At 68.7% G+C, this 13,352-nt stretch carries 13 protein-coding genes; 6 read left to right on the plus strand and 7 right to left on the minus strand.

Going from position 1 to position 13,352, the window contains the following annotated elements; all coding sequences use genetic code 11:
- Positions 1-5 precede the first annotated feature (5 nt).
- On the minus strand, positions 6-734 hold the full coding sequence (locus tag BT364_RS07590) for a class I SAM-dependent methyltransferase (protein ID WP_072484343.1): 729 nt from the start codon (positions 732-734) through the stop codon (positions 6-8).
- 27 nt (positions 735-761) lie between these two features.
- Complete coding sequence (locus tag BT364_RS07595; protein ID WP_072484344.1) at positions 762-1,562, minus strand: SDR family NAD(P)-dependent oxidoreductase; 801 nt, start codon at positions 1,560-1,562, stop codon at positions 762-764.
- A 188-nt stretch (positions 1,563-1,750) separates the two neighbouring features.
- Here BT364_RS07595 and BT364_RS07600 point away from each other — a divergent pair, with 188 nt between their 5' ends.
- The 6 genes from BT364_RS07600 (at position 1,751) to BT364_RS07625 (ending at position 8,749) form a co-directional block, all read left to right on the plus strand.
- Positions 1,751-3,022 (plus strand): beta-ketoacyl-[acyl-carrier-protein] synthase family protein, encoded by a 1,272-nt coding sequence (locus BT364_RS07600; protein WP_072484345.1) that lies wholly within the window; start codon positions 1,751-1,753, stop codon positions 3,020-3,022.
- Positions 3,019-4,242: a ketosynthase chain-length factor gene (locus BT364_RS07605; protein ID WP_072484346.1), complete on the plus strand. Its 1,224-nt coding sequence runs from the start codon at positions 3,019-3,021 to the stop codon at positions 4,240-4,242. Before BT364_RS07600 ends, BT364_RS07605 begins: the two co-directional genes overlap by 4 nt.
- A 47-nt stretch (positions 4,243-4,289) precedes the next feature.
- Complete coding sequence (locus tag BT364_RS07610; protein WP_072484347.1) at positions 4,290-4,538, plus strand: acyl carrier protein; 249 nt, start codon at positions 4,290-4,292, stop codon at positions 4,536-4,538.
- A 55-nt stretch (positions 4,539-4,593) separates the two neighbouring features.
- The gene (locus BT364_RS07615) at positions 4,594-5,616 is read left to right on the plus strand and encodes an acyltransferase domain-containing protein (protein WP_072484348.1); all 1,023 of its coding nucleotides are present in this window, start codon (positions 4,594-4,596) and stop codon (positions 5,614-5,616) included.
- Between the two features lie 59 nt (positions 5,617-5,675).
- On the plus strand, positions 5,676-7,070 hold the full coding sequence (locus BT364_RS07620) for an FAD-binding oxidoreductase (protein WP_072484349.1): 1,395 nt from the start codon (positions 5,676-5,678) through the stop codon (positions 7,068-7,070).
- A gap of 110 nt (positions 7,071-7,180) precedes the next feature.
- Positions 7,181-8,749: a benzoate-CoA ligase family protein gene (locus BT364_RS07625; protein ID WP_072484350.1), complete on the plus strand. Its 1,569-nt coding sequence runs from the start codon at positions 7,181-7,183 to the stop codon at positions 8,747-8,749.
- 42 nt (positions 8,750-8,791) lie between these two features.
- Here the strand turns inward: BT364_RS07625 and BT364_RS07630 are convergent, their stop codons facing one another.
- The 5 genes from BT364_RS07630 to BT364_RS07650 all read right to left on the minus strand — a co-directional run bounded on the left by BT364_RS07630 (position 8,792) and on the right by BT364_RS07650 (position 13,278).
- The gene (locus tag BT364_RS07630) at positions 8,792-9,184 is read right to left on the minus strand and encodes a nuclear transport factor 2 family protein (protein WP_072484351.1); all 393 of its coding nucleotides are present in this window, start codon (positions 9,182-9,184) and stop codon (positions 8,792-8,794) included.
- Positions 9,185-9,210: 26 nt separating this feature from the next.
- On the minus strand, positions 9,211-10,782 hold the full coding sequence (locus BT364_RS07635) for a phenylalanine aminomutase (D-beta-phenylalanine forming) (protein ID WP_072484352.1): 1,572 nt from the start codon (positions 10,780-10,782) through the stop codon (positions 9,211-9,213).
- Positions 10,783-11,093: 311 nt separating this feature from the next.
- Positions 11,094-11,234: a hypothetical protein gene (locus BT364_RS42610; RefSeq protein WP_256259626.1), complete on the minus strand. Its 141-nt coding sequence runs from the start codon at positions 11,232-11,234 to the stop codon at positions 11,094-11,096.
- A 98-nt stretch (positions 11,235-11,332) separates the two neighbouring features.
- A complete protein-coding gene (locus BT364_RS07645; protein ID WP_256259627.1) occupies positions 11,333-12,538 on the minus strand; it encodes a cytochrome P450 in 1,206 nt (401 codons plus the stop codon).
- 92 nt (positions 12,539-12,630) lie between these two features.
- Positions 12,631-13,278, minus strand: a complete 648-nt coding sequence (locus BT364_RS07650) for a TetR/AcrR family transcriptional regulator (RefSeq protein WP_072484354.1) — start codon at positions 13,276-13,278, stop codon at positions 12,631-12,633.
- Positions 13,279-13,352: the final 74 nt, after the last annotated feature.

The following is a 13,352-nucleotide window of genomic DNA, read 5'->3' on the forward strand; positions in this document are numbered from 1 at the left end:
TCTCCTCACTCATCAGGGTCCACGGATACGCCGGGGTGGTGGGGCGTGGTGGTCTGCGATGCGCGGGCTGCGAAGAGTGCGACGCTGCCGCGTACCTCGATCCAGTGGCTGGCGAAGTGTTCGTCCAGGGCCTGGTGCAGTCCATGCACGCTGTCGTGCTGGTTGTGGAAAGAACCCTGGCGCTGGTAGAGGATGTTGAAGCGGCGAGAGAGGGCGGTGTGTTCCACACCCTGGGACAGGACAGTGCTGCCGAAGAGGACGCCGCCGGGCGCGAGGGCCTCGCGCAGGTGCTTGAAGACGATCTTCTTGCCGCCCGGTGGCTCGGGCAGGCAGTGCATCACGTAGTTGTAGGCGATGGATGTGAAGCCGCTGCCGACGAGATCGGGCAGGGGTTCCAGGATGTCCGCCTGCACGCAGCGCGGGGTGTAGCGGCGCAGGCGGTGCGCGGCGAACTTGAGCGGGTCGGGGTTGAGGTCGAGCAGGGTCAGCTCGGGTTTGCCTGCGGGGAAGCGGCAGTGGTCCAGGTAGTAGCCCGAGCCGGGGCCGATCTCCAGGTGACGGGAGGTGACCCAGTCGTTGTAGTGGTCGAGCAGCCGTGACTTCGGGCAGCGCCACAGCAGCCGGTTTGACGCGTGGACGACCACGGCGTCGTACAGGCGCAGCCGCCGGTGTTCGTAGTAGGTCTGGCCCTCGAAGCCGAAGGCGGAGGACTCGGGGGATGCATCGATGGTCATGCGTGTGTCCCTCTTCCCGTCGTAGCGTCAGTAACTGCCCAGCCCGCCACAGACGTTGAGTGCCTGGGCGGTCACCGACGCGGCTACCGGGCTGACCAGGTAGCGCACCATGCCGGCCACCTCTTCGGGGGTGGAGTAGCGGCCGAGAGGGATCTTCGCCTCGAAGTCGGCGAGGACCTGCTCCTCGGAGACGTTGTTGAGCTTGGCGTAACTGGCGCGGATGTCCTGGGCCATGGGCGTTTCCACGTAGCCGGGGCATACCGCGTTCACGGTGGGGCCGCCGTGGGCGGCGAACTCCTTGGCGAGTGCCTTGGTGAAGCCGATGACACCGGCCTTGGCCGCCGAATACGGGGCCCCGTACGGGACGCCCTGCTTGCCGCCGGTGGAAGCGATGTTGATGATCCGCCCGGCCGGCTGCTTGATCGCATCGCTGCTCCGGATGACCTCGCGGGTCACCCAGAAGACGCTGTTGAGGTTGGTGTTGATGACGTCCAGCCACAACTCGTCGGGGATCGCGGCAGTCACGCCGCCACCGCTGCGGCCGGCGTTGTTGACCAGCACCTTCGGTTCGCCGTGCTCCTTGGCGCACCGTTCCACCATGTCGTGGACCGCGTCGCGGTCCCGTACGTCGCAGGTGTAGCCGGCCACGTCGAAGTGGTCGTCCTCCATCGTCAGCGACCTGACGACCGTATCCAGCTTCCCGGGGTCGCGGCCGGTGATGACGACCTTCAGCCCGTCCTGCAGCAGGGCCTGTGCGATCGACAGACCAATGCCGCTCGTGCCGCCCGTGACCAGGGCGACGCTTGTGGATTCGGTGTGTGCGGGCATGGCGAGACTTTCTCCCTTCGTCGGGGTGGCCGGAACGGGCCGGCCCGACGACGAGGCTCCATGCAGGCGGTGCAGGGCCGGTCCACGCCCGGGCAAGGCACTCTCTGCCGCCCAAGCAAGGCGCTCTGGAGCAGAGAATGAGTGGCTGTTAACTGCCGCTGGAGCAGCACCCCGCAAGGTCTCGAGGTGTGAGCCGACACGTAGTCATAACTGGCCTGAGCGTCCTCGCACCCGGTTCGACGGATACCGAGGGCTTCTGGAAGATGATCACAGCGGGACGCAGCGCGATCCGCAGGATCACGGCATTCGACCCCACGCCCTTCCGTTCCCAGGTGGCGGGAGAGGTCGATCTCGATCCGCTGGCCTGCGGGTTCACCCGCCGCGAGGTCCGGCGTCTGGACCGGGCCGGCCTGCTGGCCGTGGCCTGCGCCAGACGGGCGGTGGCGGAAGCCGGGATCACCTCCGGCACGGGTATCGACCCCGGCCGTATCGGTGTGAGCGTGGGCAACGCGGTGGGATCCGCCACGAGCATCGAGAACGAGTACGTCGTGCTGTCCGACGAGGGACGCCAGTGGCTGGTCGACCAGAACTACCAGTCCCCCCACCTCTTCGACTACTTCGTACCTGGTTCCCTCGCCCGCGAGACCGCCTGGGCGGCCGGTGCCGAAGGACCGGTGTCGGTCATCTCGGCCGGCTGTACTTCAGGCATCGACGCCCTGGGCCATGCCTGCCAGCTCATCCAGGAGGGCAGCGCCGACGTGATGGTCGCCGGCGCCACCGATGCTCCCATCACCCCGATCGCCGTGGCCTGCTTCGACGCGATCAAGGCCACCACCCGCCGTAACGACGATCCGGAACACGCCCCGCGCCCCTTCGACCGCACCCGGGACGGATTCGCCATCGCCGAGGGCGCGGCCATGCTGGTCCTGGAGGACAGCGAACACGCCTGGCGACGCGGAGCCGACATCTACGGCACCATCACCGGATACGCCGCGCATTCGAACGCGTACCATATGACGGGCCTGTCCCGGGACGGCAATGAGATGGCCCGCGCCATCACGACCGCCCTGGACGAGGCCCGCACCGACCCCACGGCCGTCGGGTACATCAATGCCCACGGCTCGGGCACCAAGCAGAACGACCTTCATGAAACCGAGGCGTTCAAGAAGGCCCTGGGCGAGCACGCCTACAACGTCCCGGTCAGCTCCATCAAGTCGATGATCGGGCACTCTCTCGGCGCGATCGGGGCGATCGAGGTCGCCACCTGCGCGCTGGCCATCCGCAACGGAGTGGTGCCCCCCACCGCGAACCTCCATGAGCCCGACCCGGACTGCGACCTGGACTATGTCCCCCTTGAGGCACGTGACGTGGACCTTGACGTCGTCCTCACCGTGGGCAGCGGGTTCGGCGGGTTCCAGAGCGCCATGGTCCTGGAGAAGTGGCGAGGAGGCCGCGCATGAGCACCGACGTCGTGATCACCGGGATGGGTGTGACCGCGCCCACCGGCCTGAGCGTCAAGGAGTACTGGAACGCCACCCTGGCCGGCACCCAGGGCATCGCCCCGCTGCAGGAGTTCGACCCCTCGCCGTACACCGCGCGCCTCGCCGGGCAGATCACCGGCTTCGAGGCCAAGGAGCACCTGCCCGGGCGGCTGCTGCCGCAGACCGACCGCGTGACCCGGCTCGCCCTGGTCGCCGCCGACCGTGCACTGGAGGATGCCCAGGTCGACATCGCCGAACTCGGCACCTACGAGTGCGGTGTCGTCACCTCGAACGCGACCGGCGGCTTCGAGTTCTCCCACCGCGAGATGCAGCGGCTGTGGACGCAAGGTCCCGACCGCGTCAGCGTCTACCAGTGCTTCGCATGGTTCTACGCCGTCAACACCGGCCAGATCTCCATCCGGCACAAGATGCGCGGCCCGGGCGGCGTGGTCGTCGCCGAACAGGCAGGCGGCCTCGATGCCATCGGGCACGCCCGCCGCACGATCACCCGCGGCCGCAGCCGCCTGATGGTCACCGGCGGTGTCGAGTCCTCCTTCGACCCATGGGGCTGGGTGTCACACCTGGCCTCCGGCACCGTCAGCACGGCCACCGACCCCGCCACCGCCTACCTGCCGTTCGACCAGCAGGCATGCGGCTATGTGCCGGGAGAAGGCGGCGCCCTCTTCGTCATGGAGGACGCCGAATCGGCGCGAGGACGCACCGACCGACGTCCCTACGGAAAGATCACCGGCTACGCGGCAACGTTCGACCCCGCCCCCGAAACGCAACGGCCTTCCGGTCTGCGGCGCGCCCTTGACCTGGCCCTGGCGGATGCGGGGCTGCAGCCCGACGCCATCGACCTCGTCGTCGCCGACGCGGCAGGCGTCGCCGACCTCGATGCCCAGGAAGCCGATGCCCTGCGCTCCGTCTTCGGCCCGTACGGCGTCCCCGTCTGCGCGCCCAAGACCATGGTCGGCCGACTGATGGCCGGCGGAGGACCACTTGACGTGGTGTGCGCCCTGCTCGCGCTGCGCGACAACGTCATCCCACCGGCCGTCAACGTCACCGACGTCGTCGACGACTACCAGATCGACCTCGTCCGCGACAACCCACGCACGTGCCCCCTGTCGAGGGCCCTCGTCCTCGCGCGCGGCGCCGGCGGCTTCAACTCGGCCGTCATCGTCGAGCACACCCCCTGAAACCACCACTCCCCGTGTTCCCACCCATTGAGAAGGGACCGTTCCGCATGCTCAACATCGACCAGCTCCTGCAGATCCTCAGCGAGTGCTCCGGCGACGAGCAGGCCCTCGCCCAGGGCGACGACATCCTCGACCGCGAGTTCGAGCTCCTCGGCTACGACTCCCTGGTCCTGCTGGAGACCTCCGCCCAGCTCAAGCACCGCTACAACATCGACATCCCGGAGGACGTCATCCGGGACCTGAAGACACCACGCGCCGTCCTCGAGTACGTCAACGTCCCCGCCAGCAGGAACTGAGGCACCCGTCCGCCCTCCTCCCGCCCCCTTTTTTTTGCACCGCAGGAGCCAGCTGATGGATGCCCCCACCCCATGCCCCTGTCCGCCGCGCCCCAGAGTCGTTCTCACCTTCCCCGGCCAAGGGGCACAGCACTCCCGCATGGCCGCCGGCCTCTACGGCGTCTCCAAGTCCTTCACCTCCACGATGGACCACGCCTTCGACGCCTTCGGACCGGCCGGACGCACCCTGCGCGAAGGATGGCTCGCGGCCACGCCGCCCACGGCCTTCGACGACATCTCCTACGCCCAGCCCCTGCTGTACGCGGTCAACTGCGCGATGGGCACCATGCTCATCGAGTCCGGTCTGCGCCCCGATGTCCTACTGGGCCACAGCGTGGGGGAACTGGCCGCCGCCACCCTGGCCGGCGTGTTCTCCTTCGACTGCGGCCTGCGCTACCTATCCGAATACATCGGCGTCTACCAGCACGCCCCGCGCGGCGGCATGCTGGCCGTGGCCGCCAGCCCCAGGGAGGTCGAAGCCCACCTGGTGCCAGGCGTGGTCATCGGCGCCGTCAACGCACCGCGCCAGGTACTGCTCTCCGCCCCAAAAGAGGCCCTGGCCGACGTGGAAGCCGCCCTCCGCGGTGCCGGGATCACCTGTTCCCGCGCCCGCGCCCTGCAGCCCTTCCACCACCCGGTGATGCGCGACGTCGTCACAGCCCACGCGGGCTCCCTCACCCGTCCGCCCCTCCACCCGCCGCACACCACCCTCTACTCCGCCTACACCGGGCAGGAACTTGCCGACGAGCTCGCCACCGACTGGCAGTTCTGGACCGGTCAGCCCGCCGAGCCGGTCCTGTTCGGCCCCACCCTCGAGCATCTGCTGAGCAGTGGCCCTCACCTCCTGATCGAAGCAGGCCCCGGACAGAGCCTGACCGCCCTGGCACGGCGCACGCCCGCGGTCGCCCGCGGCGAGGCGACAGCCCTCGCCCTGCTGCCGGCCCGCGCGGGCGAGCCGGACGCCGATATCGAAGCCGTACGGGCCGCCCTGACACAGCTCGCCCTCTACGGATGCGACCCGCTGACGCCGGACTTCTGACGCGCCCCAGCCGCCACCCCCGTCAAGCGCCCGCCGTGGCGCCGCAGAAAGGGACAAGCATGCAGTTCCCACAGCTCGACCCTGCCACCCTGGCCGCGTTCAGCGCGGCGTTCAGGGGGGAGTTGATCTGGCCGAGCGACGCCGACTACGACGAGGCGCGCCGCATCTGGAACGGCACGATCGACCGGCGCCCCGCGCTGATCGCCCGCTGCACCAGCACCCCGGATGTGGTCGCCGCGGTGAGCTTCGCCCGCAAGAGCGGCCTGCTGGTCGCGGTCCGCGGCGGAGGACACAGCATGGCCGGGCACTCGGTATGCGACGGCGGGATCGTCATCGACCTCTCCTTGATGAACAGCGTCAAGGTCAGCCGCCGCCTGCGGCGCGCGCGAGCCCAGGGCGGCTGCCTGCTGGGGGCGTTCGACACCGCCACCCAGGCCCACATGCTCGCCACCCCCGCCGGCGTGGTCTCCCACACCGGATTGGGGGGACTCGTCCTCGGCGGCGGGTTCGGATGGCTGAGCCGCAAGTACGGCCTGTCCATCGACAACCTCACCTCCGTGGAGATCGTCACCGCGGACGGCGCAGTCCTCACCGCGAGCGATACCGAGAACCCCGACCTGTTCTGGGCCGTCCGGGGCGGCGGCGGCAACTTCGGCGTAGTGACCGCATTCGAGTTCGGCCTCCACCGGGTCGGACCCGTCCGCTTCGCCAGCACCTACTACTCGCTGGACGAGGGGCCCCAGGTCATCCGGGCCTGGCGCGACCACATGGCCGCCGCCCCCGACGAACTGACCTGGGCCCTGTACCTGCGCCTGGCACCACCGTTGCCCGAACTGCCTGCCGACATGCACGGCAAGCCGGTGATCTGCGCCATGAGCTGCTGGATCGGGGATCCGCACGAGGGTGAGCGGCAGCTCGAGTCCATCCTCCACGTCGGCAAGCCCCACGGCCTGACCAAGGCGACCTTGCCCTACCGGGCCCTGCAGGCATACTCCTTCCCCGGCGCCGTCGTCCCCGACCGCATCTACACCAAGAGCGGCTACCTGAACGAACTGAGCGACGACGCCATCGACACGGTCCTGGAACACGCCGCCGACATCGCCTCCCCGTTCACCCAGCTCGAACTGCTCTACCTGGGCGGGGCCGTGGCGCGCGTCCCCGACGACGCCACCGCCTACCCCAACCGCCAGTCGCCGTTCGTGACCAACCTGGCCGCCGCCTGGACGGACCCCACCGAGGACGCCCGCCACACCGCCTGGGCTCGCGAGGGCTACCAGGCCCTGGCCAGCCACCTTTCCGGCGGCTACGTCAACTTCCTGAACCCGGGCGAGGCGGACCGCACGCGGGACTCCTACGGGGCCGCCAAGTTCGAACGGCTGCAGACCGTCAAGACCAAGTACGACCCGACCAACCTGTTCCGCCTCAACCAGAACATCCCCCCGAGCAACCCCTGACCCCACCACGCCCCCACCCAGCCCTGCCCCGGCTCCCGGCCAACGCCGCGACCGGGGCAGGGCCACACCCGGGGCCGATCAGCTCCACACCCCCTCGAACAGGAGCCGACATGACCACCGACCGCTTCAACCTCTCCACCCTCATCGACCACCACCTCGACACCGGCCTGAGCAACAAGGCTGCCCTCTACGGCCCCCACGGCCCCGTCAGCTACGGGGAGCTGTACCGGAGCATGTGCGCAATGGGCCGAGCCCTGCGCGCGCTCGGCATCCAGCCTGAACAGCGCGTCCTGCTCGTCCTGGACGACACCCCGGCATTCTTCACCGCCTTCCTCGGCGCCAGCCGCATCGGCGCCATCCCGGTCCCGATCAACTATCAAACCAGCCCAGAACAGCTCCGTTTCTACGCTCAGGACAGTTACGCCCGGGCTGCTGTGATCGAAACGGACCGGTACGAGGAGCTCGCGCCCACTCTGCAGGAGGCCGGCGTGATGGTGATCAGCACCGAGCCCGCCGGGCCGGACGAAGGCACGCTCCACATGCGCGACCTGATCCGCGCACACGAAGGCGACCTGGGCGCGGCACCCACGCACACCGAGGATCCCGCGTTCTGGCTGTACAGCTCCGGGTCCACCGGACGGCCCAAAGGAGTGGTCCACCTGCAGCGGGACATCGCACCCGCCTGTCGGCACTACGCGGGCGATGTCCTGGGTGTCACGCAGGACGACGTGCACTTGTCCACCACCAAGCTCTTCCACGCCTACGGCCTGGGCAACAGCCTGTTGTTTCCGCTGTGGTTCGGCGGGACCTCGGTCCTGCTGCCCGGGTTTCCCGCACCGCACCTCGTGCTGGAGACCATCGAACGGGCGCGTCCCACGCTGCTGTTCTCCGTCCCGGCCCTGTACAACGCCATGCCCCGCTCGCCTGGCGCCGGCTCTCGGGACATGTCGTCCATCCGGCTGTGCATCTCGGCCGCCGAGAACCTGCCCGCTCACGTCTGGGAACGATGGCACGAGGTGTACGGGCTGACGATCCTGGACGGCGTGGGGTCCACCGAAATGCTGCACATCTACTGCAGCAACACCGAACGGTCCCTGCGCCCCGGCTCCTCCGGGCAGGCCGTGCCCGGCTACCAGATCAAGCTCGTCGACCCCGACGGCGGCGATATGGAAGGCGCAGGCAGCGGAGAGATGCTCGTGCGGGGCGGCAGCACGCTGGCCCAGTACTGGCATCGCGCCGACCAGACCCGCTCGGTGCTGCAGGGAAGCTGGTACCGCACCGGCGACCGATATCGCCGCGACGAGGACGGCTTCTACTGGTACGAGGGACGTGCCGACGACATGATGAAGGTCTCCGGGCTATGGGTTGCTCCTGCCGCGATCGAGACCGCCCTTCAGCAGCACCCGGATGTAGCCCAGGCAGCGGTCGTCGGCGTGGACACCGACCGCCTCACCCGGATCAAGGCGTTCATCGTGCTGCGCGACGGCTGCCAGGGCAACGACACATTGGCCCGGCATCTGCGGCAGTGGTGCAAGGACCGTCTGTCCAGTCATCAGTTCCCACACCTGGTCGAGTTCGCCGCGGACCTGCCCAAGACGTCTACGGGCAAGGTCCAGCGGTTCGCCCTGCGCGCACAGGAGACAGTAGAAGCGAATGCTCCGGCCGCCCACGCCGTGTGACCAGCGCGGGGTGGCCGGAGCCGATGACGTTCCGGCAGGGGCTCAGGCGCCTGCCGGGGCGGCGTTCGGGCTCAGGTGCAGGCCGGCGAGCTGCAACCGCCCGTCCTGGCGGACGACGACAAGGGTGAAGCGGAACGCACCGCTGGCGTCGGCATCACCGTTCACGCTCCGCTGGGTCTGGGCCGCCACCACGACGGCCGTCTCCCCGTAGCAGCGGATGCGCAGGTCGCTCACCGCGAACGACAGGTTGCGCACGGTACCCGTGCTGTAGCGGGCCAGCCACTCCTCGCGGCTGCGCACGAAGCCCCGGGGCCCGACGCCGACGAAGTCCTTCGCAAGCAGATCGTCCAGCGCCCTGTGGTCTCCCCGCTCTTCGGCCGTACTCCATTCCTGGACGAAGTCCGCAACCGCCTGTTCGGCCAGCGTGGTAGTCATGTCGTGTCTCCCTTCCGGCTACGGCTTCAGCAGGCCGCCACGGCAGTGTCGACGGACTCGCCCGCGATCAGGTCGGCCGCCAGCTTCTCGACGTAGTCGGTGATGGTCTCGTCCCGGTCGAGGAACGGCACGATCTTGCGGGTGCGCTCGTACAGCGGGCGGGTGAAGGAGGACAGTTTGTCAGCGCCGCGGATGTCGACGGCCTGGCAGGCGCACAGCAGCTCGAAGGCCACCACGTAGGAGGCGTTGGTGAGCACCTCCCGGGCGCGGCGGGCGGCGACGAATCCGAAGGACACGATGTCCTGGAAGTCCGCTGTGCTCGTAAGGGACTGCACCGACATCGGGATGGTCAGGGTGCGGGTCTCTGCGGTGATCGACGCGGTCATGAACTGGCCGCCCATCAGGCCCAGGCGCAGTCCCGGGTCTTCCCGGCACAGGAAGGCGGGCAGCCCGTTGCTGTTGCTCTTGTCCAGGAAGCGGTCCACTCGCCGGTTGGCGAGATTGGTCACCGTGGCCAGGGCCATGTTCAGGTGGTCCATGGCCATGGCCACGTACTGGCCGTGGAAGTGCCCGTTGTGGAACACCTCCGCCTCCTCCGGCAGGACGATCGGGTTGTCGTTGGAGGAGTTCAGCTCGTCCTGCACGGTCGCCCCGATCCGCTCCAGCACGTCGAGCACGGGCCCCAGGATCTGCGGCGTGCACCTGATGGAGTAGGCATCTTCGATCGCCAGCGAACCGGCCTTGGCGACCGTACCCATCTCTGCGGCCAGGGTCTGCTCGGTGTCGAGTTCGTTGACCGCCAGGTGCGAGTCGGCCAGCCCCTCCCACAGACGCGACGCCACCTGACGCTGCCCGCGGTGCGGCTTGACCCCGTGCACACGAGGGTCGAAAGGTTTCGTCATGCCTGCCAGGCCCTCGACCGACAACGCAGAGACCTGCAGGTAGCGGTCCACGAGCCGACGGGCGGCCTGGAAAACCACGGTGCCCAGGCCGACCATGCCCGACGTGCCGTTGATCAGGGCCAGGCCGTCCTTGTAGCTCAGCTCCATCGGCTCGATGCCGGCCTCGGACAGGGCCTGCCGACCGGGCATGATCTGTCCGTTGTAGCGGGCCTTCCACTGCCCCGCGCACACCAGGGCGATCGCGGCCAGCGGGCCGAGGTCACCGCTGGTGCCCAGGGAGCCCTTCTCCGGGACGCATGGCACGATCCCGGAGTTGAGCACGGTCACCAGCTTGTCCAGATTCGCTGGGGTGATCGCGGAGTTCCCGCGCGCCAGCGACACGATGCGGGACAGCATGATGGTCCGGACGGTCGTGTCGTCCAGATATGTCCCCACGTTGGTGGCGACTGCGTTGATCAGGTTCTCCTGGAGCTGCCGGGCCTGGGACACCGGGACGAGGTGGTCGACGAAGCCCCCCATGCTGGTGTTGACCCCGTAGATGACACGTTCGTCCTGCACGAACTTCTCCAGCACGTCGCGCGAGGCGCGGACTCGGGAGCGGACGGGTGCGGACAGCTCCACGGGCGTGCGCTGTCGCGCCGCGTCCTCAAGTTGGTCGAGCGTGACGTTCATGTCGAGCTCTATGACGAAGGTCATGAAGTTCCCTTTGCGGCCGGAGGATCGGTGGCGTCGACGGGCTGCACAGACCGCCTGCCCATGCCAGCGGACAGGCGCGGCACGCCGACGGCATCCGGTTCGCGACCGGGCAGGCCGACTGAGTGCCGCACCGGATTCACTGAACCGCCCGTCGCTCCACGCCCAAGCAAGGCAGCCTCACGGCCCGCCCAAGGTCACCCCTGAACCCCTCGGTGCTCCACGCGAAGCGGCCGCAGCCGAGGGACGGTTCCTCCATGACCGGTGGGGCAGGTGGGGGTGTGATGCCGAAGGGGCGACCGTTTCCCCCCGGCTCACGCGGGCGCGATCAACTCGCCAGTGCTGGTGTCGGACACCGTGATGGCCTCCACCGGGCAGCATTCTGCGGCGTCCCGTGCCGTGTCATCGGCGACGATGACGTCCTCGCACGGCTCGGCATGGCCGTTCTGCGTCATCCGGAAATGGGCGGAGGAACCAGCACACGCGCCCGATCCGATGCACAATGCCGCATCCACCGCCAGCCGCCAACGGCCGGCAGCCGCAGACGCCCTGGTCACCACTTCACCATCAGGGTCTTCGGCCCACCGACCTGCGTGCCCGTCTTCCACACGATCTCCGCTTCGTCGACGGCCAGTCGGAGGTGCGGCAGACGACACAGCAGAACACCCAGCGCCACCTGGAGCTCCAGCCTGGCCAACTGCGCACCCAGGCAGTGGTGCACACCGTGCCCGAAGGCGACGTGCGGGTTGGGCGACCTGTCGACGTCGAGGCGGCCGGGATCGGTGAAAACGTCCGGATCCCAGTTGGCCGCCACAGTGGGGGCGAACACGGTCTCGCCGGGCTGAATCCTCACCCCGCACAGTTCCACCGGCTCGGTGGCGACCCTGGCCCGGAAACTGCCCGGGCCCAGTGGGATGAACCGCAGCAGCTCCTCCACCGCCGACGCCATCACCGACGGATCCGCGCGCAAGCGGTCCATGTCATGCGGGCGTTGGAGCAGCAGGTAGGTGCAGTTGGCGATCTGGCTCGCCGTGGTCTCATGGCCGGCGATGAGCAGATCACGGGCGAGAAGGACCAGCTCATCGTCCCGGAGCCGCCCCTCTTCCCGGTCCCACATCTGCACCAGAGCCCCGAGCAGGTCATCGGTCGGCTCGCGGCGCCGCCGGCTCACCAGGGCGGCGAAGTAGTCGGCCATGGCCTGCACGGCCGACGCCGATTCGGCGGACGCGCAGGCCGTGGTGGACAGCAGAGCATCGGACCAGCCCCGCAGCTGATCACGGTCGCCCCCGGGTACACCCAGCAGGTCGCAGATCACCGTGACGGGCAGTGGCAGCGCGTACGACGCGACCAGATCGGCCGGCGCACCCGAGGCGTCCATCGCCTCCAGCAACTCCCCGGCGATCCTCTGCGTGGCGGGCCGCAGCTCTTCCACCCTGCGCTTGGTGAAGACACCCGCGACCGTTTTGCGCAAGCGCGTGTGGTCCGGGGGATCCAGCGACATCAGCACGCCTTCACCCGCCGGGTCACGCTGGATCCGCGGCGCCTCGGCGTGCTGCGTGGCGGCACGGCTGAACCGCGGATCGCCCAGCACGGTCTTGATGTCCTGATAACGCGTGACCAGCCATGCCTCACCCCCGTACGGAAGGCGGACGCGGCTGATGGGCTCTTTCTGCCGTAATTGCGCGAAGACCGGTTCCATGTGTAGCTCGGCGGCGGGCGCGAAGGGAAAGTCCCGCAATTGCCTGGTATGGGTGGTCACTGAGCTTCTCCTGTCCGTCAAGCGGGGCAGTCCACTCCAGAGCGCCGCCGAACGGCGCACGGCAGGGCCTCCCGTTTCCGAGCCGGCACCGGTCAGGAAACTGCCGTCAAGTGCTGGCCAGGGGCCTCGGGCGGAGTGGGGTCGTTGAACAAGCGGGAGAGGTGGTAGCGCATCAGGTACCGGGCCTGTGCCGCCGACCGCTGCCCGACCAGCACGCTGATCCCGACACCGTGACCGAGACTCAGAAGACGCGCGGCCTCGGCCGATACATCCAGATATGCCGCGATTTCCCCGGCCGCCTGAGCCGTGGCCAGGATGCTGGTGAGCTGTCGCTCAAGACGGTTCGGCCCCTCGATGAAGGGCTGCTCCGCCAGCTCGGGGTCGGTCATTGCCAGTACCGCGTAGGACGTCCACACGAGCTGGAAGGTGTGGCTGTCGGCGTCGACCGGCAGGGCTTCGTCGACCAGCGCTTCCAGGCAGGCCCGGGCCGAACCCGGATCATCCAGGCTCTCGAGCTGCGCCGACCACCGCTCGTGGCTCTGCTGCTCAAGGTGCTGCAGCGCGGCGTGCATCAACTGGGCCTTGGTGTCGAAGTAGTACTGCACCAGGTTCAAGGACATGCCCGCTTCTGCCGCGACCGCACGCATGGTCACCGCATGCAGTCCGTCCCGCGCGGCCACCCGGACCAGGGCATCAGCGATGTGCGCCCGGCGCTGGGCATGGTCAACGCGTTTCGGCATCGTGCCCCCTTCCTGTCTGACCCACTTTCATAGTACCCCTGTACTGTAAAAGCTCGCCGCGACGATGGGGAAGA

Origin of the sequence: Streptomyces atratus (assembly GCF_900119365.1) — a bacterium.
GTDB classification, from domain to species: Bacteria; Actinomycetota; Actinomycetes; order Streptomycetales; family Streptomycetaceae; genus Streptomyces; species Streptomyces atratus_B.

Coding starts and splice junctions, on each gene's coding strand:
- BT364_RS07590 (WP_072484343.1), bottom strand. CDS start 734: ATGACCATCGATGCATCCCCCGAGTCCTCCGCCTTCGGCTTCGAGGGC.
- BT364_RS07595 (WP_072484344.1), bottom strand. CDS start 1,562: ATGCCCGCACACACCGAATCCACAAGCGTCGCCCTGGTCACGGGCGGC.
- BT364_RS07605 (WP_072484346.1), top strand. CDS start 3,019: ATGAGCACCGACGTCGTGATCACCGGGATGGGTGTGACCGCGCCCACC.
- BT364_RS07610 (WP_072484347.1), top strand. CDS start 4,290: ATGCTCAACATCGACCAGCTCCTGCAGATCCTCAGCGAGTGCTCCGGC.
- BT364_RS07615 (WP_072484348.1), top strand. CDS start 4,594: ATGGATGCCCCCACCCCATGCCCCTGTCCGCCGCGCCCCAGAGTCGTT.
- BT364_RS07620 (WP_072484349.1), top strand. CDS start 5,676: ATGCAGTTCCCACAGCTCGACCCTGCCACCCTGGCCGCGTTCAGCGCG.
- BT364_RS07625 (WP_072484350.1), top strand. CDS start 7,181: ATGACCACCGACCGCTTCAACCTCTCCACCCTCATCGACCACCACCTC.
- BT364_RS07630 (WP_072484351.1), bottom strand. CDS start 9,184: ATGACTACCACGCTGGCCGAACAGGCGGTTGCGGACTTCGTCCAGGAA.
- BT364_RS07635 (WP_072484352.1), bottom strand. CDS start 10,782: ATGACCTTCGTCATAGAGCTCGACATGAACGTCACGCTCGACCAACTT.
- BT364_RS42610 (WP_256259626.1), bottom strand. CDS start 11,234: ATGACGCAGAACGGCCATGCCGAGCCGTGCGAGGACGTCATCGTCGCC.
- BT364_RS07650 (WP_072484354.1), bottom strand. CDS start 13,278: ATGCCGAAACGCGTTGACCATGCCCAGCGCCGGGCGCACATCGCTGAT.